This window comes from Rhizobium sp. BK619 (assembly GCF_014195245.1).
In the GTDB taxonomy this organism is placed as follows: domain Bacteria; phylum Pseudomonadota; class Alphaproteobacteria; order Rhizobiales; family Rhizobiaceae; genus Rhizobium; species Rhizobium acidisoli.
On the sequence record NZ_JACIBH010000007.1, the window covers coordinates 1 to 23,009 of the forward strand.

The window sequence follows — 23,009 nt, forward strand, 5'->3', positions numbered from 1 at the left end:
GCCGCCCTCGTTCAGTGAGTGGGCTTATAGAACTAACCCCTTTTCCAAGTCAACACACCAAACCAAAGTTTTTTGACAATTTTGTAACAGGTTGATTCGCCTAGTGTTTTTGTCGGTCGATATTATCCACAGGGCACCCTTTCGGGACGGATTCCTGAAAATTCCTTTATCAGTTGGTCAAAAAACCCTCGAAAAGCCGCTCCCTGCCACCGAAAGATAACGAGAAAACAGCGGCTTGAGCGGATTTATGGTTAATGGAGGATGAAACTGCTTTCCGCCACGAGCTTTAAATTTCCGTCACAAATCAACGGCGAACATTTCGGAACCTATCGCCGTCTTAAGTGTTGTCTTTCCCATTGAAGGAAGGAGACCGATATGGCTGCCAACACCGATGATATCAGAGCATCTGTCAGCAAGGACATTGCCGCACTCCAGCAGGAAGTCTCGCGCCTGCAGAAGATGATTTCCGCTCAAGGCGCCGAAGCCTATTACGAAGTGCGCGGCCGCGCCGGCAAGGCTTACGACGAGGCCCTGCCCCGCGCTAAGAACGCCGTCGCCCAGATCAGAGCCGAAGGGGCAGCTGCTGCCGGCGCCGCCCGCGAACACCCGACCGCGGCAACCACTGCGCTGGTGCTTGCAGGCGCCATTGGATTCCTCGCCGGCTATCTGCTTTCCGGCAGCTCACAGCCGGAGCCTCGCCATTGGTGGCGCTAGGGCCCGCTGTATCCATTGAAAAATCATATTTTTACGCACCCGCCGATCCGTTTTTCGGCAGGGTGCGTAAATGCTTATGTCTTAGAAAAACCAATTTTTAATGCGATTGATGGGAACATAAAAAACGACAGGGAGGACAACATGGAAAACAAGAGGGCCAATTGCATCATTGAAGTCAGCGTCGATGGCGTCAACGGCCGCTACGCGGTCGGCATCATGAATATGCGTCAGGCACTCGACCTGCCCGAAATGCCAAGTCTGTCATATACGCATCCGGATCCGGTCAAGGCCGCTGCCGGTATCGTTGTCAGCCGCAAGGAACTTGCCGGCTTTATGGCCTGCCGCTGAGCCAGCGCAAACCTGCCATGCCGTAACAGCGCCTCCTCCAAAGCGCTGGCGTTTTTTACGCGTCTCTTCTCCCCCGCTTTTTCTTTGCCTTGCTGGCATCCTTGCTCCGTTCATGCCAAGAGAAGGCATCGAGGCAGCATAAGGACCGCAGATGAGGGAACGGCGCCCATCGCACAAGACCCGCGAGCGGACAAAGCCCGCCGCCGGCGGCGCAACCAAGCGGGTCACCCTCCCCCGCGCCCTTTCCAAACTTGGTTATTGCTCCAGAACCCAGGCCGAACGGCTGATCGCCGAAAGTCGGGTTGCCGTCGACGGCCACACCATCAGCGATATCTCCGCCTGGGTCGACCTCGCGACGGCCAGGATCAGTGTCGACGGCCTCGTCATTGCCGCCGAAGCGAAAATCTACCTGATGCTCAACAAGCCCCGCGGGCTCGTCACCACCCGCGATGATCCCGAAGGCAGGCCGACGGTCTATGATTGCCTGAGGGATTTCGACATCCCGCATCTCTCTCCGGTCGGCCGCCTCGACAAGGCGAGCGAGGGGCTGCTGCTGTTCACCAATGACACGGAATTCGCCCAGATCCTGCTCGATCCGGTCACCCATGTGACGAAGACCTATCATGTCCAGATCGACCGGATCATGGACGATGAGGGCATTGCCGCCATGACATCGGGCATCCGCCACGACGGCGAACTGCTGACGGCAACCGCGGCGCGGCGCCTGCGCCAGGGCGACCGGAATTCATGGATCGAGGTCGAGCTCGACGAGGGCCGTAACCGCCAGATCCGCCGCATGCTGGAGGCACTCGGGACCGAATGCCTGCGCCTCGTGCGCGTTGCGATCGGCGGGCTCGAGCTCGGCGAACTGCCGAAAGGCGCCGTGCGCGCGCTGACCGAAGCGGAATTGCAGTCGCTGCGGCGGAAAACCGGCATCGAGAAGGCGAGACGCAATTGACTGATGAAAGGGATATGGCGCCGCACGACTTCTGGCAGGAGGTTCATTCGCCCGGCACCTTTGCCGTCGACGGCGAATTCGCCTCCTTCTACGTCGCCGTCCTGGAAGACGGCCGTCAGATGCGCCTGCCGATCCGCGTACTCGCGGACGGCGATCACGCCCTCGCCTCGCTGATCATCAACCAGGCGAGCTTCGCCGTGCTCGACACGCTCGCCGAAAGCCTCGCTGAAAAAATCAGGCCCATGCGCATCGATGTCGTCGCCGGCCTGCCGACGCTCGGCCTGACGCTCGCCGCCGCCGTTGCGCAGAAGCTCGGCCACAGCCGCTATGTTCCACTCGGCACCTCGCGCAAATTCTGGTATCGCGATGAGCTCTCCGTCCCCCTGTCCTCGATCACCACGCCGACACAGCAGAAGCGCCTCTATATTGATCCGCGCATGCTGCCGCTGCTGGCAGGACGGCGCGTCGCTGTGATCGACGACGTCATTTCCAGCGGCGCCTCGATCGTCGCGGCTCTTGATCTGCTCGAGGCCTGCGGCATCGAACCGGTCATCATCGGTGCGGCCATGCTGCAGTCGCAGCGCTGGCGTGAAAGCCTTGCTGCCGCCGGCCCGCAATGGATCGCACGCACCGTCGGCGTCTTTACAACGCCCATATTGGAGCGGAACGCCGCGGGCCGGTGGCAGGCACCCGCCTGAGGCGAGAGATGAGGATTGGTCAATCTTTGCCCGAGGCCAGCTCTGTACAGCGCAGGAGGAACGACTACAGTCTGCCCAATCGATGAAACACCGGATCCACGCATGACGTTCGAGCAAGCATCCCTGCTGATCCTTCTGCTGGCAATGCTCGTTCTCTTCTCTTTCGATCGCATCCGCATCGAGGTGATTTCGATCGCCGGCCTGCTCGCCGGCTATGCGCTCGGACTTTATCCGGCCGACCACATCTTCACCGGCTTTGCCAGTCCCGTTGTCATCACCGTCGTCGAGATCCTGCTGATCGTCCAGGTGCTGGCGCGCGCCAGGCTCTTCGACAACCTCGCCGCCCGTTTCGCCGCCGCCAAGCCTTCCGGCTTCAAGGTCATCGCCGGCGCTTCCTCGCTTGCCGGCTTCATTTCCATCTTCATGAACAATATCGGCGCCTTTGCAATCAGCCTGCCGGTGACGCTGCGGCTCGGCATGGCGCTTACGATCCCCCGCCGCCAGCTTGTCATGCCCCTCTCGTTTGCGGCACTGCTCGGCGGCCTCGTCTCGCTGATCGGCACGCCGGCCAACCTGCTCGTCAGCGACGCGCTCGCCAAGGCGACCGGAGCAGGCTTTCGCTTTTTCGATTTCGCCTATGTCGGCCTGCCGGTCGCAATCGCCGGCATTCTGCTCATCGCCTTTCGCATCCAGCGTCTCTTTCCTGAACCTGACGAAACGCCGGCAACGATCTCCCCAGGCACGCGCCGCATCGTCGTCGAGCGCCGCATTCCCGACATTTCGCCGCTGATCGGCATCCGGCTTTCCGATTGTCCGGCGGGTTTCGGCATCAAACCGCACGCCCTGATCCGCGGCGACAATTTCGTCTTCGGTCCCCTCGATCAGTCGGTGATTTCAGCCGGCGACGTACTGCTTGCCGAAGGCGCCGATGCGGCTTTTGCCGGGCTTGCTGCTACCCAGGCGCTGATCGCCGATATCAATCCGCATGGCCATCAGCCGGATTTTTCCCGTGTCGAAGCCGTCGTCATGCCGGAAAGCACGCTGGTCGGTTCGCGCGTCCGCTCGCTTGAAGTCTTCCAAAGCCGCGGCGTCGCGGTTACCGCTCTATCCATGCGCGCGCCGCGCATCGAGGGCCGTTTCATCGACCTGCAACTGTCGATCGGCGATATATTGACGCTGGAAGGGCCGCGAACGGCAATCGCCGAAGCGCTCGAAGAAAGCGAGTGCCTGCCGCTCGCCCCGACAGCCCCGGCCGTACCGGCCGTCCTCTCCTGGCGGCCCTTCGCGCTCTTTGCCTGCGGCGTCGCGGCCTCAGCGGCCGGCTTGCCTCCCGACATCGCCTTTGCCGGTGTCGTACTTGTGCTCGCCTTGCTCAATCATCTGAACATCCGGCAGGCGATGGCCGATCTCAACTGGCCGATCATTATCATGCTGGCAGCGATGATCCCGATCGGCCAGGCGGTGGCAAGCACCGGCGCGGCCGCAATCATCGCCGGCTGGCTGAGCCTCGTCGTGCCGGTTAGCCAGCCGCTCTCCGGCATCGCCCTCATCCTCTTCCTCGCCATGGCGCTGACGCCCTTCGTCAACAACGCGACGGTGGCGATCGTCCTGACCCCGATTGCACTGGAATTCGCAAAGGCCGGCAGCCACGCGCCGGGCGCCTATTTGATTGCCGTCGCCGCCGGCGCTTCACTGGATTTCCTGACGCCCTTCGGCCATCACAACAACACGCTGGCAATGGGCATCGGCGGCTACCGCTTCAGTGACTTCCTGCGCGCCGGCTGGCCGCTTGCCGTTACCAGCTATGGCCTCGCTTTGTTTCTCCTGGCTCTGTTCTGGCTGTGATGCGATACTTGGCATCTGACTTGACTTCCCCCGCGATGAAACTAGAGCAGGAAGCCTTCACCCAATTACAAGGACAGTCGAGCGCCGTGCGAATTCTCTCCGAAGCCCATTTCCCGGAACTGCCGAACTATTATCGCGGCAAGGTGCGCGAGAATTACGATCTTCCGGACGGACGCCGCATCATCATCAGCACCGACCGGCTGAGCGCTTTCGACCGCATCCTCACCTGCATTCCTTATAAGGGCCAGGTGCTGACGCAGACCGCGCGCTATTGGTTCGAGGCGACGAAGGACATCTGCCCGAACCATGTCCTCGACTATCCTGATGCGAATGTCGTGATCGGCAAGCGGCTCGACATCCTGCCGGTCGAAATCGTCGTGCGCGGTTATCTCGCCGGCACCACCGGCACATCGATCCTGACGCTCTATAAGAAGGGTGAACGCGAGATGTACGGCATGCGCCTGCCGGACGGCATGCGCGACAACCAGATCCTGCCGGAGCCGGTCATCACCCCGACCAGCAAGGAATTCGACGGCGGCCATGACGAGCCGCTGACGCCTGCCGAAATCGTCAGCCGCGGCCTTCTGACCAAGGAGCAGTGGGAAACCCTGTCGCGATATGCGCTCGCCCTTTTTGCCCGCGGCCAGGAGATGGCTGCCAAACGCGGGCTGATCCTCGTCGACACCAAATATGAATTCGGCACCGACGGCGACGGCAACATCATCCTCGCCGACGAGATCCATACGCCCGACAGCAGCCGCTACTGGCTTGCCGAAAGCTATCCGGCCAGTTTTGCCGCCGGAAAACGTCCGGAAAGTTTCGACAAGGATTTCGTCCGCGCCTGGGTGGCGGAACGCTGCGACCCATATAAGGATGAGATCCCCGAGATCCCCACCGAACTGATCGAACAGACCTCAGCCGTCTATATCAGGGCCTATGAGGCGATCACCGGCGAGCGTTTTGTTCCCGACGATAGCGGCGAGACACCGCTTGCCCGCATCCGGCAGAACCTCGCCCCCCACTTCTCCTGAGATGGCAGCGCGCGAAAGCCTCCGGCTAATCATCGGCTTGCGGCATTTCGTGCAATCGCGCTAACATCAGCCAAAAGGATCGGGCCCGGCCCGGCGGGGGACGGATGGTAAGAAGGCCGAGACGCAAGGCCGAGGAAACGCGGGAGGACATTCTCTCCATGGCGGAGATGCTGTTTCGTCAGCGTGGCTACCTGGCGGTGTCGATCGCCGATATCGCCGGCGCGCTGCACATGTCGCCCGCCAATGTCTTCAAGCATTTCCATACCAAAGTCGCGCTGGTCGATGCGATCGCCGGACGCCATCTCGACAATGCCACCGAGCGTTTCGCAGCCTTTGACCAGGACCTGCCCCCGAAGGAGCAATTGCTCCGCTTCGTCCTGCGCCTGCTGGAAGGCCATCTGCAGGACATCCAGAAAAATCCCTACATCTTCGAAATGGTGCTTTCGACGATCGAGGCCAAACTCGAGGCCGGCAACCGTTATCGCGCCCGAATCGAGTTGAAGCTGGACGAAATCATCCGAGAGGGCATCGCGGAGGGACGCTATCAGTGCCGCGATCCCGAGCGCGCGGCACGCACCGTCGCAGACCTCCTGGCCTGCGTGTTGCACCCGATCCTGATTGCCCGCGACGACAAGGAAACCCTCGTGCATCGTGCCGAGGACATCGTCGGCTTTGTCGATGCCGCACTGCAAAATAACGCTTGCTAAGTGATGATTGCTGACTTACGTCACTTCGTAAAGCTTTTGTTAAATTCGGATAATGGCATTTGCAGCCAGATCAATCCTGACGCTTCTATAAGCCTTCGCTCGGCTGGGCCGAGCCCGTGGATCGAACGGCCATTGCCACCGCACAGGGAATTCAGAATGATACGGCGTGCCCTTCTCATCTCCTCGGCGCTGGCGTTCGGTGCACTGCTCGCAGCCTGCAGCGACAACGCCAGCAAGCCCGCCGGCAACGCAGGCGCTGCCGCGGCCCAGCAGGCCTCGCCGGTTGGCGTGATCACGCTGAATAAGGGTAGTTTTCCGGTCACCACGATCCTGCCGGGCCGCGCCGAGACCTTCCAGACGGCCGATATCCGGCCGCAGGTGAGCGGCCTGATCCGCGAGATCGCCTTCAAGGAAGGCGGCGAGATCAAGAAGGGCGACCTTCTCTACCAGATCGAGGATGCGCCCTATATCGCCGCCGTCGAGCAGGCCAAAGCGGCAATCTCCAAGGCCGAGGCGAGTGTGCCGAGCGCTGAAAGCAATCTCGACCGCTACCAGCGCTTGGTCGGCAGCGGCGCCACCCAGATCGAATTCGAAACCGCCAAGACGACGCTGCTCCAGGCCAAGGCCGAAGTCGAGTCCGCAAAGGCCGCGCTGTCCGCTGCGCAGATCGACCTCGACCACACCAGGATCATCGCCCCCTTCGACGGCATCATCGACCAGACCGCCTATAATGTCGGCAACGTCGTCTCCGCCAATCAGACGACGGCGCTGACGACGATCCGCCAGCTTGATCCGATCTACATTTCGCTGACGGAATCGAGCACCAATCTCTTGAAGCTGCGCGATGCGATGGCCGCCGGCGACATCAAGGGTGCAGCCAATGTCGTCTTCCACCTGATCCTCGAAGACGGCAAGGAATACAACCAGCAGGGCAAGCTCGACATGTCGAAGCAGGTGGTCAGTGAGACCACGGGCACCTTCATCATCCGCGTGCTCTTTCCCAATCCCGACCGGGTCGTCCTGCCCGGCATGTATGTCCGGGCGACTGTCGAACTCGGCGCCGAGAACGGTTATGCGCTGCCGCAGCTGGCGACGAGCCGTGACGCCAACGGCCGGCTGACGGCGCAATTCGTTTCGGCCGAAGGCAAGGTCGAGACCCGTGCTTTCGAAAACAGCTCGCCCTCCAACAATTCCTGGCTCGTGACCGAAGGCATCAAGGACGGCGATCAGCTGATCGTCAGCGGCCTGCAATCGATCACATCAGGCATGCCGGTGAAGCCGGTCCCGATGAAGATCACCGACAACGGCGTGGTCGTGGCTGCCGAGCAGCCTGCGGCCGGTGACGCACAGAAGCCCGCAGCGAAGTAATCGCTTCGAGCCCCGACGCCACCGTCTCAGCCGCACAGGAACAACCGATGGCCAAGTTTTTCATCCGACGTCCGATTTTCGCCTGGGTCATTGCGATCACCATCATGCTCGCCGGTCTGCTGGCGATCTTCACGCTGTCGATCTCGCAATATCCCGACATCGCCCCGACGACGGTCCGCATCAACGCCACCTATCGGGGTGCGAGTGCCGAGACTGTCGAGAAATCGGTGACGACGATCATCGAGGACGGCATGACCGGCCTCGACGACCTGACCTACATGACTTCGACCTCATCGACAGGTTCGGCCAGCATCCAGCTGACCTTCGGGACGAGCGCCGACCCCGATATCGCTCAGGTGCAGGTGCAGAACAAGCTGCAGCTGGTTCAGTCGCAGCTTCCGAGCGACGTTATCGATGCCGGCATCAGCGTTACCCGCTCGACCTCGAGTATCCTTCTCGTCGGCTCGCTCGTTTCGACCGACGGCAAGCGCAACTCGGTCGACCTCGGCAACATCATGTCGACCTCGATCGAGGATCAGATCCTGCGCCTGGAAGGTGTGGGCAGCATCAACGTCTTCGGTTCGGGTTACGCCATGCGTGTCTGGCTCGATCCGTTCAAGCTGCTGAAATACCAATTGACGCCGAGCGACGTTACGTCGGCCATCCAGGCGCAGAACACCCAGGTCTCCGTTGGTTCGCTCGGCGCCCAGCCGGCGACCCCCGGCCAGCAGATCAACGTCACCATCACTGCCCAAAGCCAGCTGACCACCGTCGCCGATTTCGAGCACATCATCCTCAAGGTCGAAAAGGACGGCGCGACGGTACGCCTGAGCGACGTCTCGCGCATCGAAATCGGCCAGGAAAGCTACGGCGGCGGCTCGCGGTATAACGGCCAGCCGTCGACCGGTTTTGCCGTCAACCTGGCGATTGGCGCCAACGCAATCGATACCGCCGCCCGCGTCCGCTCGGCTCTCGAGGTCATCGGCCGCGGCCTGCCGGCGGGCGTGGAGATTACCTATCCCTACGACACGACGCCCTTCGTGGAACTGTCGATCGAGAAGGTCGTGCACACGCTGATCGAAGCAATTGTGCTCGTCTTCGTCGTGCTGCTTATCTTCCTGCAGAACCTGCGAGCAACGCTGATCCCGACGATTGCCGTTCCCGTCGTGCTGCTCGGCACCTTCGGGGTGCTGGCGGTCACCGGCTACTCGATCAACACCTTGACGATGTTTGCCATGGTGCTGGCGATCGGCCTTCTCGTCGACGACGCCATCGTCGTCGTCGAAAACGTCGAACGCATCATGTCGGAAGAGAAGCTTTCGCCGCTCGAGGCGACGGAAAAATCGATGGGCGAGATCACCGGCGCCATTGTCGGCATCGCGCTCGTGCTGACCGCCGTCTTCATTCCGATGGCCTTCTTCGGCGGCTCCACAGGCATCATTTACCGCCAGTTTTCGATCACCATTGTCTCGGCCATGCTGCTGTCGGCCCTCGTCGCCCTCGTGCTGACGCCTGCCCTTTGCGCCACGATGCTGAAACCGGTCGGCGAACACAGGAAGCACCGTGTCGGCGACTGGTTCAACCGCAACTTCACGCGCTCGACCAATGGCTATATCGGCGCCATCGGCTATCTGCTGAAACGGCCGATCCGCGTCATGCTGGTTTTCCTGCTCGTCGGCGCCGGCTGCGCCTATCTCTTCACCCGCCTGCCGAGTTCCTTCCTGCCGCAAGAAGACCAGGGCGTGCTGCTGACCATCGTCACCACGCCGCCGGGCTCGACCACCCAGCAGACCCAGGCAGTGGTCGAGAAGGTCGAGAAATACTATCGTGAAAACGAAAAGGACGCGGTCGAATCCGTGTTCGGCGCGCTCGGCTTCGGCTTCAACGGATCCGGCCAGAACAGCGCCATCGTCTTCACCAAGCTCAAGGATTTCTCCAAGCGCACCGATCCGACTCTGAGCGCCCAATCGGTCGTCAACCGCGCGTTGCGCAACTTCTTTGCCATCCGCGAGGCGCAGGTCTTCGCGCTCCTGCCCCCGGCGATCCAGGGTCTCGGCGTATCGAGCGGCTTCTCCATGTATCTCGTCGATACTGGCGGCCACGGCAATGACGCCCTGACGGCCGCCTCCAAGCGGCTGATCCAGATGGGCAACACCTCGGGCAAGATCGTGGCGCTGCGCAGCAGCAGCAAGGAGGTCGAGCCGCAGATGCGCATCGTCCTCGATCAGGAAAAGATCGGCGCCATGGGTGTCGACATCGCCTCGGTCAATTCGATGCTATCGATCATCTTCACCGGCCGCGACGTCAACGACTTCACACTGAACGGCGAGATCAAGCCGGTCTACGTCGAGGGCGATGCGCCCTTCCGCATGCAGCCGGATGATCTCAACCATTGGTACGCCCGCAACACCGCCGGTGAAATGGTGCCCTTCTCCGCCTTTACCAAGACGGAGTGGGTGAAAGGCGCGCCCTCGCTTGCCCGCTTCAACGCCGTCAGCGCCATTCCGCTCGATGGCGCTTCCGCACCCGGTGTCTCCTCCGGCGATGCGATGAACGAAATGGAAGCGCTGACCGAACAGCTCGGCGGCGGTTATACGGTCGCCTGGCAGGGCATTTCCTATCAGGAGCGCCTTTCCGGTTCGCAGGCTCCGATGCTTTATGCGATCTCCGTTCTGGTCGTCTTCCTTTGCCTGGCGGCGCTTTACGAAAGCTGGTCGATCCCCTTCTCGGTGATCATGGCGGTGCCCGTCGGCATTCTTGGGGCGCTGACGGCAGCGACCTTGTTCGGTCAGGCAAACGACGTCTATTTCAAGGTCGGCCTGCTCACGACCATCGGGCTGGCGGCAAAGAACGCGATTCTGATCGTCGAGTTTGCCAAGGACCGCATGGAAAGCGGCATGGGCCTTTATGAGGCGACATTGGAGGCGGCGAGATTGCGCCTGCGGCCGATCATCATGACCTCGCTGGCCTTCATTCTCGGCGTCGTGCCGCTGGCGATCGCGACAGGCGCGGGTTCGGCGGCACAGAACGCCATCGGCATCGGCGTTCTCGGCGGCATGCTGGCGGCAACGATGCTCGGAATCTTTTTCGTACCGTCGTTCTTCGTCGTCATTCGACGCATCTTTGCCACACGCGGCAAAAATGCGGCAGGAGTGTGATATAAATGCACTGTGATAATGCTGTTTCGATTGCTACATTGCGCCCGACTGCTTCGGAATGGTGTTTTGGGTAAACGAGGCGCGGCGGCCGATAGTGAAGCATGAAGCTTCGGACAAGAATTGACTTGCTCGAGTACAGGATGAAATGAATGGTATCTCTTCGTTTTGCCGCCACACCGGCATTGCTGTTATTATTGTCGGGCTGCGTTGTTGGCCCGGATCATGTTCCTCCTGAGATGCCGCTGCCCGCCAAATTCGGAGAGGGCGGAACGAAGAGTGTAGGCGATGTTGCTACCGCCGCCTGGTGGACCGCCTTCAACGACCCCAAACTGAATGGCTATGTCAAAGCCGGCCTCGATCAGAACCTGACTGTCCAGCAGGCGATCGAGCGCATCAATGCGGCCTCCGCCAACGTCACCACCGCCGGCGCCGGCGCCCTGCCGAACCTGACGGTCGGCGGCTCACACACGGTCAGCGGCCAGAGGGGCGAGCTGCGCACGCAGTTCGACACGCGCAACACCAGTGCCGGCGAAGTCCAGCTGAGCTGGCTGCTCGATCTCTTCGGCCTCTACAAGCGCAGCACCGAGAGCGCGCTTGCTTCGCTCGATTCGGCCTACGCCTCCGCTGATGTCGCCAAGCTGACCCTGGTGCAGGATCTCGTCTCGAGCTATATCGACGTTCGCTACTATCAGCAGCGCCTGGCGCTTTCGAGGGCCAACCTGAAGTCGCGTCAGGAAACCTACGAACTCACCAAATTCCAGCTTGAAGCCGGCGCTGCCTCGCGTCTTGACGTCGTCCAGGCCGAAGGCCTGGTACAATCGACGCTCGCCGAAATTCCCGGCCTCGAAACCAACATCCGCATATCAGCCCATCACATTGCCACCTTGCTCGGCCTGCCGGCCTCGGCTCTCGTGGACGAATTGCTGAAGGGTCATGGACAGCCCGTATTCCGCGGCGGCATCAACTCCGGCATCCCTGCAGACCTGATCCGCAACCGTCCCGACGTTCGCGTCGCGGAGCGCGATCTCGCCGCCGCAACGGCCAATATCGGTGTAGCCCAGGCGCAGCTTTATCCGAGCATCTCGCTCAGCGGTTCGATCTCGCCGTCCTACATCAACCAGCGCGGCATCCATGGCGGCCTGACGCCTTGGTCCTTCGGTCCGACCCTCAACCTGCCGATCTTCGATGGCGGCCGCCTGCGCGCCAACGTCAAGTCTGCACAGTCCGACGCCGCGACCGCCTACCTCAACTGGAAATCGACGGTGCTGACCTCCGTCGAGCAGGTTGAGAACGCGCTCGCCGCTGTCCGGCGTGACGCCCGCACGGTCTCTGCACTCCAGGCGCAGGTGAAGACCACGCAGGAAACCCTCGAACTGTCGACTGCATCTTACAAGGACGGCGCCTCTTCGTTGCTCGACGTTCTCGACGCGCAGCGCCAGGTTTCGCTCGCCCAGGCAAGCCTTGCCCAGGCAGTTCAGCAGATGGCCAAGGACTATGTCTCCCTCAACATCGCGGTCGGCGGCGGCTATGCCCCCGGCGGCAAGACGACCGTGGCCAACACCACTGTCGCGGTGAAGCCGGCCAAGACCTGATCGGCTGCCTTGCGCCGTCTGGACATATAGAGCCCCGCGATCGTCTCGCGGGGCTTTTTCATGTCGGCCGAGTTTGTATCGCGGATAATGCGCGATAAGATGAATTGGGAATCGACAAGCGAAAAGAGCTGAGGTAAAGCTCTGATTAAACGATTAATCAGAGCGCCGTCGATCATGGCTTCATCGCGTTCGGGACCGAACCTCAGCAGGATAGCGACGTCGCTCGGCGTCTCCGTCGCCACCGTCTCCAATGCACTATCAGGCAAGGGCCGCGTCTCCGGCCAACTGGTCGAAAGGATTCGCGAGCATGCCGCCGAGCTCGGTTATGTCCCGAGCCAAGCCGGGCGAGCGCTCAGAACCGGCCGCAGCGGCGTTCTCGGCCTGGTGCTGCCCGATATCGCCAATCCGCTGTTCCCGAAAATCGCCCAGGCGATCGAATTCGCCGCTTCTGCCGCCGGTTACGGCGTGCTGATCGCCGATTCCCGCGGCGATGTCACCGCCCAGACCGAGGCGATCAATCGGCTGGTCGAGCGCGGCGTCGACGGCATGGTCGTCATTCCCCGCCGCGCCACCCGCATCTCTTCCGCCGCCTGTCCCATAGCCGTCATCGATACCCCATCGACGTCAGGCAACACCGTTGCCGCCGACCATTGGCAGGGCGGCTGCGAAATCGCCGGCCATCTCGCCGGCCTTGGCCATCGCCGCATCCTCATCATCGGCAATAATCAGGAATCCAGCGTCCAGAACGACCGCGCCGATGGCATCCACTCCGGCATGCGTCCGGACATGCATGCGGAAACGCTGTGGATCGACAGGCTCGAGCAGGATAGCGGCATCGGCTGCCCGCTCGGTCTCGCCGAAAAAGTCAGGCAGGGTTTCACCGCCTTCGCAGCCCTCTCCGACCTGCAGGCGCTGCGGGCGCTGACGGAGTTGCAGCAGGCCGGCGTCAACATTCCCGTCGATGTCAGCGTCACCGGCTTCGACGATCTCATCTGGTCGCCGGTCGTCACACCGTCGCTGACGACTGTTCGTATGGACATGGACGCGATTGCCGGGATTGCCGTGTCGGCACTGGTGGATACCATAAGAGCGAACAGCATCCGGCAGGGCATGCTGGTGACCGCCGAGATCGACCGTGTCCCCATGCAGCTGATCGTCCGCCAATCATCCGGGCCTTGCGAACCCGGCACCAAAAAAACCTCAGAGATGGAGAACATGTAAGATGAAAAAAGCGCTCATTGCCTCGGCAGCACTCGCCGCCCTGTCTCCGCTCGGAGCTACAGCAGCGGACCGCACATTGACCATTTCGGTCTATGCTTTTGCCCAGGACGATTTCAAGACGCTGGTCTATGATCCCTTCGAAGCCAAATGCGGCTGCAAGCTGGTGGTCGAGACCGGCAACAGCGTCGAACGCCTGGCCAAGATGGAAGCAAACAAGGCCAATCCCGTCGTCGATCTCGCCGCCGTTTCCATGGCCGATGCGCTGGCAGCCTCCCGTGCCGGCCTGATCGACAAGGTCGACACCGCTAAGCTCGCCAATTTCACCAAGCTCTACGACGTCGCCAAGGATCCGAACGGCGACGGCATGAGCGTCGGTTACACCTTCTACGCCACCTCGATCGCCTATCGCTCCGACAAGATGAAGATCGACTCCTGGGCCGATCTCCTGAAGCCGGAATATGTCGGCCACGTCGCCTTCCCGAACGTGACGACCAATCAGGGGCCACCGGCGCTCTACATGCTGGGCCAGGCGCTCGGCAAGGATACGCCGGATCTGAAGGGTCCGATCGAGGCGCTGGGCGAGAAGAAGGACGACATCGTCACCTTCTACGAAAAATCCTCGCAGCTCGTACAGCTAATGCAGCAGGAGGAAATCTGGGCCGCGCCGATCGGCCGTTTCTCCTGGGCTGGTTTTACCAAGCTCGATGTTCCGGTCGCCTGGGCGACCCCGAAAGAGGGTCAGACCGGCGGCATGAATGTGCTGGTGCTGACCAAGGGTTCGAAGAACCAGGATCTCGCCTTGCAGTTCATGGATTTCTGGCTCTCGACCGATATCCAGACCAAACTCGCCGAAAAGCTGGTCGACAGCCCGGCCAACAGCGAGGTCAAGCTTTCCGAAGCCGCCGCCAACAACCTCACCTATGGCGAGGAAACCGCCAAGAGCCTCAAGCTGATCCCTTCGGCCGTCGCCCTCGACAACCGCGCCGGCTGGCTGAAGAGCTGGAACGAAAAGGTCGGCCAGTAAGGTCTGCCTGAGAACCGGTCCCGGCGTCTCCGCCGGGACCATCCTCCGTCCGCTCGAAAGGCGCCTCATGTTCCAGAACCGCGCAGAAGCCTTGGCGCTGGCCTTGCCGGCAGCCGTCTTTGCGACCCTGGTCTTCCTGCTGCCCGTCGCGATCCTGCTGTCGGAAGGCTTCCGTGCCGGCGGCGGCTGGACGCTGTCGGCCTATGCCGGTTTCTTCTCCGAGACGCTGAACCGCACCGTTTTCCTGCGCAGCTTCCGGCTCGGCCTCGAAGTCACCGCCGTCTCGGCGGTCATCGGTTATGCCGCAGCCTTTGCCATCGTCAACCTGCCGCCGAATGGCAAGGGCCGCATGATTGGCCTCGTCACCCTGCCGCTGATGATCTCTCCGGTGGCGCGCACCTATGCCTGGATCGTCATCCTCGGCCGCACCGGCATCGTCAATCAGGCGATAACGGGCCTCGGTCTCAGCGCCGAGCCGCTGCGGCTGCTGTTCACCGAGACCGCCGTCTTCATCGGCCTCCTGCAGCTCTTTCTGCCGCTGATGATACTTTCCTTGATCAGTGCGCTCGAAAACATGCCGAAGGATGCGATCCCCGCTGCCCGCGTTCTCGGCGCCAACTGGTTCCAGGTCTTCTGGAAGGTCATCCTGCCGCTGACCAGGGAAGGCCTCGTCGTCGGTGGCACGCTTGTCTTCACCGGATCGCTGACCGCCTATATCACGCCCGCCGTGCTTGGCGGCTCCAAGGTGCTGATGCTGGAAACGCTGCTATATCAGCAGGTTTCCGTCACCAATGATTTCGTCTCGGCAAGCGTCATCGCCTTCATCCTGATCGTCATGAGCTTTGCCGCCAACATCCTGCTGAAACGCCTTGCGACGGCGAGGAACCGCCGATGACCCTGCGTCTGTTTTCGCCCGTGGTGCTTTTCCTGCTGCTGGTCTTTCTGATCGGCCCGTTCCTGATCATCATCGCCGCTTCGCTGTCATCAGGCGATACGCTGGCCTTCCCGCCGCAGGGACTGTCGCTGCGCTGGGTCATGAAGGTGTTCACCGTCGAGAGTTTCCGCGACAGCTTCGCCATGTCGATGTTCCTTGCCGTCTTCGGGACGCTCGCAGCCCTCCTCCTCGGCATCCCGGCCGCCTATGCGCTGTCGCGCTACCGGCTGCCGGCGGCCGAAACCGTCCGCACCGTCGTCTCGCTGCCGATCATCGTCCCCGGCATCATCGTCGGCCTGGCGCTGCTGCGTTATCTCGTCGTGCCCTTCGGCTTCAACATCACGCTCGCGCTGTTCTTTGCCCATACCGCCCTGGTGCTGCCCTATGCCGTGCGCGTCGTCTCGGCGAGCCTCGACAATCTGCGTTCGGATATCGAGGAGGCCGCCGTCCTCCTCGGCTCCTCCAGGCTCGGCGCCTTCTTCCGCGTGGTGATGCCGAATATCCGCGGCGGCATTCTGGCCGCCTTCATCCTCGGCTTCGTCACCAGCTTCAATCAGGTGCCAGTCTCGCTCTTCCTCTCCGGCCCCGGCGTCCGGACGCTGCCGATCGACATGCTGGGTTACATGGAAACCACCTACGATCCGTCCATTGCGGCGCTCTCCGCCCTTCTCGCCTTTCTCTCCATCGGCATCGTCTTCCTCGCCGAACGCTTCCTGGGATTCTCGCGTTATGTCTGATGCCTATCTTCAACTCGACAAGCTGACGCTTGCCTATGGCGACACGGTTGCGGTCGGAGATCTCGACCTTACGGTCGGCAAAGGTGAGCTCGTCGCCCTTCTCGGTCCCTCCGGCTGCGGCAAGACGACGACGATGCGCGCCATCGCCGGCCTGCTGACGCCCGCCTCCGGCCGCATCCGTCTCGACGGCGCCGATATCACCCGCGTTTCCGCCAACAAACGCGCGGTCGGCCTGGTCTTCCAATCCTATGCGCTTTTCCCGCATCTGACGGTCTACGAAAACGTCGCCTTCGGCCTGCGTCTCAAAGGGATGTCGGGCGCCGATCTCGACACCCGCGTCGGCGGCGGCCTGAAATCGGTCGGCCTCTCAGCCTTCGCCGGCCGCAAACCCGCCGAGCTCTCCGGCGGCCAGCAGCAGCGCGTGGCCCTCGCCCGCTCGATGGTGATGGAACCGAAGGTGCTGCTGCTCGACGAGCCGCTCTCCAATCTCGACGCACGGCTTCGTCTCGAAATGCGCGCCGAATTGCAGCGCGTCCAGAAAGAGACCGGCGTCACCATGATCTTCGTCACCCACGATCAGACGGAGGCTCTGGCGCTCGCCGACCGCATCGTCGTGATGCTGAACGGCGCCATCGAGCAGATCGGCACGCCTGAGGAGATCTACAACAATCCGGCCTCCGCCTTCGTCGCCGATTTCGTCGGCTTCGAGAATGTCTTCGCGCTGAAAGACGATAAGCTTGCGACGCCGAACGGGCCTGTCGCGCTTTCCGCTCCGGCCCCGGAAGCCGCGGCCGGCCTCGCCTGGCGTCCGCGCATGGTGAACCTTGGTTCCGGTCCGTTTCAGGGCACGGTGCGCGGCACCTCTTTCGCCGGCAACACCCGCGAATATCTTCTCGATACGCCGCTTGGGCCCATCAAGGCCGAGATCGATGCACGCCTGCCGCCGCACGAGATCGGCAGCGCGCTCGCCTTCGACCTGCCGGTTGCCGGCGCGGCCAATCTCAAACGGTTCGGGTGAAATCATGGGCGTCTGGATCGACACCGACATGGGCTTCGACGACATCGCCGCCATTCTGGTGGTGGCACAGTCGGATTACGCGATCGACGGCGTGTCGCTGGTCTTCGGCAATGCGCCACTGCCGCAGGTGAGAAGCAATGCCGCCGGCGCCGCCAGCGCCTTCGGCTGGAATTTCCCCATCCACACCGGTCGCGCCATGCCGGTTCTCGGCAAGCTCGAAACCGCCCAGGCGATCCTCGGCGCAACCGGCATCCCAACCATCGGCAAGAGCCTGCCGGAAGCATCAGCCCTTGCCGAGAGCGATGCCTTCGCAGCACTGTGCCGCTGGCTGGACGGCCAGGGCCAGCGCCGCATCCTGGCGCTTGGCCCGCTCACCAATATCGCCGCCGTGGCACTCGCCCGCCCCGATCTTGCCGCCCGTATCAGCGACCTCGTCTGGATGGGCGGCGGCGTCACGTCGGGCAATCACACGGCCTCTGCCGAGTTCAATGCGCTCGCCGATCCCGAGGCTCTGTCCATCGTCATCGCCCATGGCCTGCCGCTGCGCATGGTCGATCTCGACCTCTGCCGCAAGGTGCTGGCAAGGCCGGAGGATGCCGAGCCGGTGCGCAATGCCGGCGGCGCCAATGCCGAGCTGATCGCCGATCTGTTTGCAGGTTACATCCGCATCGGCACCAGCCGCGGCCGTCCCGGTATGGCGATCTACGATCCTTCTGCCGCGGTCGCCTTCGTCGCTCCCGATATCGTCGGCTTTCGCCCCGCGCGCATCGACGTCGAGCTTCAGGGCAGCCTGACGCGTGGCCGCACCGTCGTCGAGACCCGCGCCACGCATGCGACCTTCAACGCGCAATTCGCCGCCGAAATCGATGCCGAGAGGGCGCGCGGGATCATTCTCGCCGCCCTGGTCAACGAGGCCCGCAAATGAACGCCACCCCTCGCCAGGAACCCGCCGATCTCAACGATCCCGCCCTGCGTGCCCGCGCCGTTGCCGCCGCGCGCGGCGACGCCCCCTTCGATGTGCTGATTACCGGCGGCCGCCTGCTCGACGCAGTGACCGGCCTGATCCGGGAGGCCGATATCGGCCTCGTCGGCGCGCTGATTGCAAGCGTCCATGTCCCGGCAAGCCGTACTGATGCGGCCGAGATCATCGATGCGGCGGGCAGCATCGCAACGCCCGGCCTGATCGACACCCATATGCATGTCGAAAGTTCGATGGTGACGCCGGCCGAATATACGAGCGCCGTGCTGCCGCGCGGCGTCACCACCATCGTCTGGGATCCGCATGAATTCGGCAACGTCCATGGTCTCGACGGCGTGCGTTGGGCGATCGAAGCGGCGCGCTCACTGCCGCTGCGCATGATCCTGCTCGCTCCCTCCTGCGTGCCATCGGCACCGGGGCTGGAACTTGCCGGCGCCGATTTCGATGCCGCCGTCATCGCCGAGATGCTGCGCTCGCCGGCCGTCGGCGGCGTTGCCGAGGTCATGAACATGCGCGGCGTCATCGACGGCGATCCGCGCATGAGCGCCATCGTCAATGCCGGCCTTGCCTCCGGCAAGCTTGTCTGCGGCCATGCCCGCGGCCTCGAGGGGGCCGATCTCAACGCCTTCATGGCGGCGGGCGTCACCTCCGACCACGAACTGACCTCCGGCGCCGACCTCGCCGCCAAGCTTTCAGCCGGCCTGACGATCGAGCTGCGCGGCTCCCACGACCATCTGCTGCAGGAATTCGTCGAGGTGCTGAACGGCCTAGGCCACCTCCCCGCGACCGTGACACTTTGCACCGACGACGTCTTTCCCGATGAACTCTATCAAAGCGGCGGCCTCGACGATGTCATCCGCCGCCTGGTGCGCTACGGCATGAAGCCGGAATGGGCGCTCCGCGCTGCGACCTTCAACGCCGCTGAGCGCCTGAAGCGCTCCGATCTCGGTCTCCTCGCCACCGGCCGCCGCGCCGACATCGTGCTGTTCGAAGATCTTGAGGAATTCCGGGCGCGGCTGGTCATCTCGAGCGGCCGCATCGTCGCCCGCAACGGCGGCATGCAAGTCGACATCCAGCAGTTCGACACGGCGCCGCTTGAAAATTCGGTGAAGCTCCCGCAATTTACCGAGGATGATTTCCGCATCCCCTCGAAAGGCGAACGCGTCCGGGTCGCCACCATCGACCGCCCACGTTTCACACAATGGGGCGAGGCGGAGACGGAGGTCAGGGACGGCTTCGTCGTGCCGCCGGCCGGCAGCGCCATGATCGCCGTCGCCCATCGCCACGGCAAGGCCGACGGCATCCCGCGCCTCGGCTTCCTCACCGGCTGGGGCGAATGGCGCGGCGCCTTCTGCACCACCGTCTCGCATGACAGCCACAACCTGACCGTCTTCGGCGGCAATGCCCGTGACATGGCGCTCGCCGCCAACGCCGTCATATCAGCCGGCGGCGGCATGGCGGTCGCCAGAGACGGCGCGATCGAGGCAATCCTGCCGTTGCCGCTCTCCGGCCTGGTGACCGACGCATCGCTGAAGGAGACAGCTTCGGCCTTCGCCGGCATCCGCAAGGCCATGGAAAAAATCGTCGATTGGAAACCGCCTTATCGGGTCTTCAAGGCCTGCTTCGGCGCCACGCTTGCCTGCAATGCCGGCCCGCACCAGACGGACCGGGGGATTGCTGATGTGGTGACGGGCAAGGTAGTGGAAGGCCCGGTGCTGGAGGTTTTGTAAGTCAGAACGCACATACCATAAAGTGAGGGATTGCTGTGCAGCCCCCTCATCCGCCCTACGGGCACCTTCTCCCCGAGGGGTAGAAGGGGGAATCGAGACGTTGCCACCAGTCCCTTCTCCCCAGCGGGGAGAAGGTGCCCGCAGGGCGGATGAGCGGGCCACAAGCGCTACTCTAAACCTTTAACTCCCGCTCCACCAACGCCACCCAATAAGCCGCCCCATACCCAAGCGCCTCATCATTGAAATCATAAGCGGTGTTGTGATGCAGCGCCCCGTCCACCGCCGGCCCGTTGCCGAGCCAGACGTAGCAGCCTGGCGCATTCTGCGCGAAGAAGGCAAAGTCGTCGCCTGCCGTCGACGGCGGAAAGCTCGTCCGGACCTTCCCGCCGAACACCGTGCCGGCGGCGGCAAGCGCTCGGGCGGTCGCATCCCCATCATTGACGACGGGCGGAATGCGCCGCTCGAAACGATAATCGGCCGATATGCCGTACATGGCGGCCGTTCCGCTGGCCAGCCGGCCGATCTGGCTCTCCAGCTGATCGCGCACATCGGGCGAATAGGCCCGTGCCGTTCCGCCGATCTCCACGATATCGGGAATGACATTCAAAGCCTTCGGGTCGCCCGCCTGGAGGAAACAGGCGCTGACGACGGCCGGCTGCAGCGGATCGACCACCCGCCCGACGATCGTCTGCAGCGATGACAGGAAGGTGGCGGCGGCGGTGATCGGATCGCGGCCGAGATGCGGCTTGGCGCCGTGCGTGCCGATGCCGCGAAAGGTGATGCGCCAGCTGTCGGAGGAAGCAAGCTGCGGTCCCTCGACCACGGCGATCTCATCGACCGATAGCCCCGGCATATTGTGCAGCCCGTAGACGGCGTCACAGGGGAAAAGCTTAAACAGCCCCTCCTCCACCATGCGCTTCGCGCCGCCGCGGCCCTCTTCGGCTGGCTGGAAGATGAAATGCACCGTGCCGGAAAAAGCCCGCGTCGCCGCAAGATATCGTGCGGCGCCAAGAAGCGTCGCCGTATGGCCGTCATGGCCGCAGGCATGCATCTTTCCCGGTACAGTCGATTTATAAGCCCGCTCTGCCGTTTCAGGCATGGCGAGCGCGTCCATATCGGCCCTGAGCCCGATCCTGCGCGTGCCGTTGCCGACAGTGAGCGTGCCGACGACGCCGGTGCCGGCCATCCCGCGATGCACCGTGATATCAGCCTCCTCGAGAAGCCTCGCGACGATGCTGGCAGTGCGCTCCTCCTCGAAGCCGAGTTCGGGATGGGCATGCAGATCGCGGCGCAAAGAGGTCAGGAACGGCAGATCGTCCTTGATCCGGGCGGGGATACTCATGAGCCTGGATATCCTGTCTAGCGGTACGGGCGCCCACCGGCGCCCGCGTCAGATCATCCTTTGTTGATCAAACAGCCCGCAAGTTCAACCATCAAGTCTCCTCGACGAACACCTCTTCACGCTTCTTCTTGACGCTCGGCAGGAAGACGACGATGAGCACGGCGACTGCGATCGCCAGAAGCGTGGCGCTGATCGGCCGTGTGACGAAGGTAGTGGGATCGCCGCGCGACAGGATCATCGCACGTCGCAGGTTCTCTTCGAGCAGCGGCCCGAGCACGAAGCCGAGCAGGAGCGGCGCCGGCTCGCAGCGAAGCTTTGCCAGCACGTAGCCGATCAGCCCGAAGAAGGCGACGGCATAGAGGTCGTAGACATTGGCGTTGACGCTGTAGACCCCGATCGAGCAGAAGGCCATGATGATGGGGAAAAGCACATAATAGGGCACGGTCAGCAGTTTCACCCAGAGCCCAATCAGCGGCAGGTTGAGGATGACCAGCATCAAATTGCCGATCCACATCGAGGCGATGATGCCCCAAAACAGCGCCGGCTGCTCGGTGGCGACATTCGGTCCCGGCACGATCCCCTGAATGATCATGGCGCCGACCATCAGCGCCATGACGGGATTGGCCGGAATGCCGAGCGTCAAAAGCGGAATGAACGAGGTCTGCGCCCCGGCATTGTTGGCCGATTCCGGACCCGCCACGCCGGCGACGGCGCCCTTGCCGAATTCCTCCGGTGTCTTCGACAGGCGTTTCTCCACCGTATAGGAGGCAAAGGAGGCAAGGATCGCCCCACCACCCGGCAGGATGCCGAGCGCCGAACCGATCGCCGTGCCGCGAATGATCGGCGCGATCATCTCCTTGAATTCCTGACGAGACGGCAAAAGGCCGGACACCTTGGCCATCAGCACCGAGCGGGTCGACTCGCCTTCAAGATTGCGCAGGATTTCCGCCACGCCGAAGACCCCGACCGCGAGCGCCACGAAATTCAGTCCGTCGGCATATTCGCGGATGCCGAGCGTGAAGCGCGGCGTGCCGGTATAGATGTCGGTGCCGACGAGACCGAGCAGCAGCCCGAGCGCCACCATCGCCAGCGCCTTGACGACGGAGCCGTGCGCGAGCGCAATCGACGAAACAAGGCCGACGATCATCAGCGAGAAATATTCCGCCGAGCCGAATTGCAGCGCGATGGCGGTAAGCGGCGGCGCGAAAATCGCAACGAGGAAGGTCGAGACCGTGCCGGCAAAGAACGAGCCGAGTGCGGCGATCGCAAGCGCTGCTCCCGCCCTGCCCTTGCGCGCCATCTGGTAACCGTCGATTGCGGTGACGGCGGAGGAGGATTCGCCCGGCATGTTGATGAGGATCGCCGTCGTCGAACCGCCGTACTGGGCGCCGTAATAAATGCCGGCCAGCATGATCAGCGAGGAGACCGGTTCGAGCTGGAAGGTGATCGGCAAAAGCATGGCGATCGTCGCCGTGGCGCCGATACCGGGCAGCACGCCGATCAGCGTGCCGAGCAGCACGCCGATCAGGCAGAAGAGCAGGTTATCCAGAGTGCCGGCTGTCGCAAAGCCGAGCGCGAGATTGCTGAAAAGATTCATCATCGTCT

19 protein-coding genes are annotated in these 23,009 nt (G+C 62.8%); 17 read left to right on the plus strand and 2 right to left on the minus strand.

The window, feature by feature from the left end; genetic code table 11:
* The first annotated feature begins 375 nt into the window (after positions 1-375).
* The 17 genes from FHX14_RS14325 (at position 376) to FHX14_RS14405 (ending at position 20,062) form a co-directional block, all read left to right on the plus strand.
* A complete protein-coding gene (locus FHX14_RS14325) occupies positions 376-714 on the plus strand; it encodes a hypothetical protein (RefSeq protein ID WP_003590427.1) in 339 nt (112 codons plus the stop codon).
* Between the two features lie 141 nt (positions 715-855).
* Positions 856-1,062, plus strand: a complete 207-nt coding sequence (locus FHX14_RS14330) for a hypothetical protein (protein ID WP_003590425.1) — start codon at positions 856-858, stop codon at positions 1,060-1,062.
* A gap of 151 nt (positions 1,063-1,213) precedes the next feature.
* Complete coding sequence (locus FHX14_RS14335; RefSeq protein WP_179612309.1) at positions 1,214-2,020, plus strand: pseudouridine synthase; 807 nt, start codon at positions 1,214-1,216, stop codon at positions 2,018-2,020.
* Positions 2,021-2,034: 14 nt separating this feature from the next.
* Positions 2,035-2,718 (plus strand): phosphoribosyltransferase, encoded by a 684-nt coding sequence (locus FHX14_RS14340; protein ID WP_184377754.1) that lies wholly within the window; start codon positions 2,035-2,037, stop codon positions 2,716-2,718.
* Between the two features lie 102 nt (positions 2,719-2,820).
* Positions 2,821-4,563 (plus strand): SLC13 family permease, encoded by a 1,743-nt coding sequence (locus FHX14_RS14345; protein ID WP_184377593.1) that lies wholly within the window; start codon positions 2,821-2,823, stop codon positions 4,561-4,563.
* Between the two features lie 86 nt (positions 4,564-4,649).
* Positions 4,650-5,594: a phosphoribosylaminoimidazolesuccinocarboxamide synthase gene (locus FHX14_RS14350; RefSeq protein WP_012558797.1), complete on the plus strand. Its 945-nt coding sequence runs from the start codon at positions 4,650-4,652 to the stop codon at positions 5,592-5,594.
* A gap of 104 nt (positions 5,595-5,698) precedes the next feature.
* Complete coding sequence (locus FHX14_RS14355) at positions 5,699-6,301, plus strand: TetR family transcriptional regulator (protein ID WP_012558798.1); 603 nt, start codon at positions 5,699-5,701, stop codon at positions 6,299-6,301.
* A gap of 156 nt (positions 6,302-6,457) precedes the next feature.
* Positions 6,458-7,669, plus strand: coding sequence for an efflux RND transporter periplasmic adaptor subunit (locus tag FHX14_RS14360; protein ID WP_012558799.1), 1,212 nt, complete (start codon positions 6,458-6,460; stop codon positions 7,667-7,669).
* Positions 7,670-7,716: 47 nt separating this feature from the next.
* Positions 7,717-10,827, plus strand: coding sequence for an efflux RND transporter permease subunit (locus FHX14_RS14365; RefSeq protein ID WP_184377594.1), 3,111 nt, complete (start codon positions 7,717-7,719; stop codon positions 10,825-10,827).
* A gap of 149 nt (positions 10,828-10,976) precedes the next feature.
* A complete protein-coding gene (locus tag FHX14_RS14370) occupies positions 10,977-12,419 on the plus strand; it encodes an efflux transporter outer membrane subunit (RefSeq protein ID WP_012558801.1) in 1,443 nt (480 codons plus the stop codon).
* 174 nt (positions 12,420-12,593) lie between these two features.
* Complete coding sequence (locus FHX14_RS14375; RefSeq protein ID WP_012558802.1) at positions 12,594-13,640, plus strand: LacI family DNA-binding transcriptional regulator; 1,047 nt, start codon at positions 12,594-12,596, stop codon at positions 13,638-13,640.
* Position 13,641: 1 nt separating this feature from the next.
* Positions 13,642-14,664 carry an ABC transporter substrate-binding protein gene (locus tag FHX14_RS14380; RefSeq protein WP_183697412.1) on the plus strand — a complete coding sequence of 341 codons (1,023 nt, stop codon included), beginning with the start codon at positions 13,642-13,644 and terminating at the stop codon, positions 14,662-14,664.
* A gap of 67 nt (positions 14,665-14,731) precedes the next feature.
* Positions 14,732-15,559, plus strand: a complete 828-nt coding sequence (locus FHX14_RS14385; protein ID WP_184377595.1) for an ABC transporter permease — start codon at positions 14,732-14,734, stop codon at positions 15,557-15,559.
* Positions 15,556-16,335, plus strand: coding sequence for an ABC transporter permease (locus FHX14_RS14390; protein ID WP_003590404.1), 780 nt, complete (start codon positions 15,556-15,558; stop codon positions 16,333-16,335). The genes FHX14_RS14385 and FHX14_RS14390 overlap by 4 nt, the downstream gene beginning before the upstream one ends.
* On the plus strand, positions 16,328-17,353 hold the full coding sequence (locus tag FHX14_RS14395; protein WP_184377596.1) for an ABC transporter ATP-binding protein: 1,026 nt from the start codon (positions 16,328-16,330) through the stop codon (positions 17,351-17,353). Before FHX14_RS14390 ends, FHX14_RS14395 begins: the two co-directional genes overlap by 8 nt.
* Before the next feature lie 4 nt (positions 17,354-17,357).
* A complete protein-coding gene (locus FHX14_RS14400; protein WP_184377597.1) occupies positions 17,358-18,278 on the plus strand; it encodes a nucleoside hydrolase in 921 nt (306 codons plus the stop codon).
* Complete coding sequence (locus tag FHX14_RS14405; protein ID WP_184377598.1) at positions 18,275-20,062, plus strand: adenine deaminase; 1,788 nt, start codon at positions 18,275-18,277, stop codon at positions 20,060-20,062. Before FHX14_RS14400 ends, FHX14_RS14405 begins: the two co-directional genes overlap by 4 nt.
* Before the next feature lie 172 nt (positions 20,063-20,234).
* On the opposite strand, the gene FHX14_RS14410 is transcribed toward FHX14_RS14405, so the two are convergent.
* Positions 20,235-21,404: a M20 aminoacylase family protein gene (locus FHX14_RS14410; RefSeq protein WP_184377599.1), complete on the minus strand. Its 1,170-nt coding sequence runs from the start codon at positions 21,402-21,404 to the stop codon at positions 20,235-20,237.
* A gap of 91 nt (positions 21,405-21,495) precedes the next feature.
* A complete protein-coding gene (locus tag FHX14_RS14415) occupies positions 21,496-23,001 on the minus strand; it encodes a tripartite tricarboxylate transporter permease (RefSeq protein WP_184377600.1) in 1,506 nt (501 codons plus the stop codon).
* Between the last annotated feature and the right edge of the window lie 8 nt (positions 23,002-23,009).

Coding starts and splice junctions, on each gene's coding strand:
- FHX14_RS14325 (WP_003590427.1), top strand. CDS start 376: ATGGCTGCCAACACCGATGATATCAGAGCATCTGTCAGCAAGGACATT.
- FHX14_RS14330 (WP_003590425.1), top strand. CDS start 856: ATGGAAAACAAGAGGGCCAATTGCATCATTGAAGTCAGCGTCGATGGC.
- FHX14_RS14335 (WP_179612309.1), top strand. CDS start 1,214: ATGAGGGAACGGCGCCCATCGCACAAGACCCGCGAGCGGACAAAGCCC.
- FHX14_RS14340 (WP_184377754.1), top strand. CDS start 2,035: ATGGCGCCGCACGACTTCTGGCAGGAGGTTCATTCGCCCGGCACCTTT.
- FHX14_RS14345 (WP_184377593.1), top strand. CDS start 2,821: ATGACGTTCGAGCAAGCATCCCTGCTGATCCTTCTGCTGGCAATGCTC.
- FHX14_RS14355 (WP_012558798.1), top strand. CDS start 5,699: ATGGTAAGAAGGCCGAGACGCAAGGCCGAGGAAACGCGGGAGGACATT.
- FHX14_RS14360 (WP_012558799.1), top strand. CDS start 6,458: ATGATACGGCGTGCCCTTCTCATCTCCTCGGCGCTGGCGTTCGGTGCA.
- FHX14_RS14365 (WP_184377594.1), top strand. CDS start 7,717: ATGGCCAAGTTTTTCATCCGACGTCCGATTTTCGCCTGGGTCATTGCG.
- FHX14_RS14370 (WP_012558801.1), top strand. CDS start 10,977: ATGGTATCTCTTCGTTTTGCCGCCACACCGGCATTGCTGTTATTATTG.
- FHX14_RS14375 (WP_012558802.1), top strand. CDS start 12,594: ATGGCTTCATCGCGTTCGGGACCGAACCTCAGCAGGATAGCGACGTCG.
- FHX14_RS14380 (WP_183697412.1), top strand. CDS start 13,642: ATGAAAAAAGCGCTCATTGCCTCGGCAGCACTCGCCGCCCTGTCTCCG.
- FHX14_RS14385 (WP_184377595.1), top strand. CDS start 14,732: ATGTTCCAGAACCGCGCAGAAGCCTTGGCGCTGGCCTTGCCGGCAGCC.
- FHX14_RS14390 (WP_003590404.1), top strand. CDS start 15,556: ATGACCCTGCGTCTGTTTTCGCCCGTGGTGCTTTTCCTGCTGCTGGTC.
- FHX14_RS14395 (WP_184377596.1), top strand. CDS start 16,328: ATGTCTGATGCCTATCTTCAACTCGACAAGCTGACGCTTGCCTATGGC.
- FHX14_RS14400 (WP_184377597.1), top strand. CDS start 17,358: ATGGGCGTCTGGATCGACACCGACATGGGCTTCGACGACATCGCCGCC.
- FHX14_RS14405 (WP_184377598.1), top strand. CDS start 18,275: ATGAACGCCACCCCTCGCCAGGAACCCGCCGATCTCAACGATCCCGCC.
- FHX14_RS14410 (WP_184377599.1), bottom strand. CDS start 21,404: ATGAGTATCCCCGCCCGGATCAAGGACGATCTGCCGTTCCTGACCTCT.
- FHX14_RS14415 (WP_184377600.1), bottom strand. CDS start 23,001: ATGAATCTTTTCAGCAATCTCGCGCTCGGCTTTGCGACAGCCGGCACT.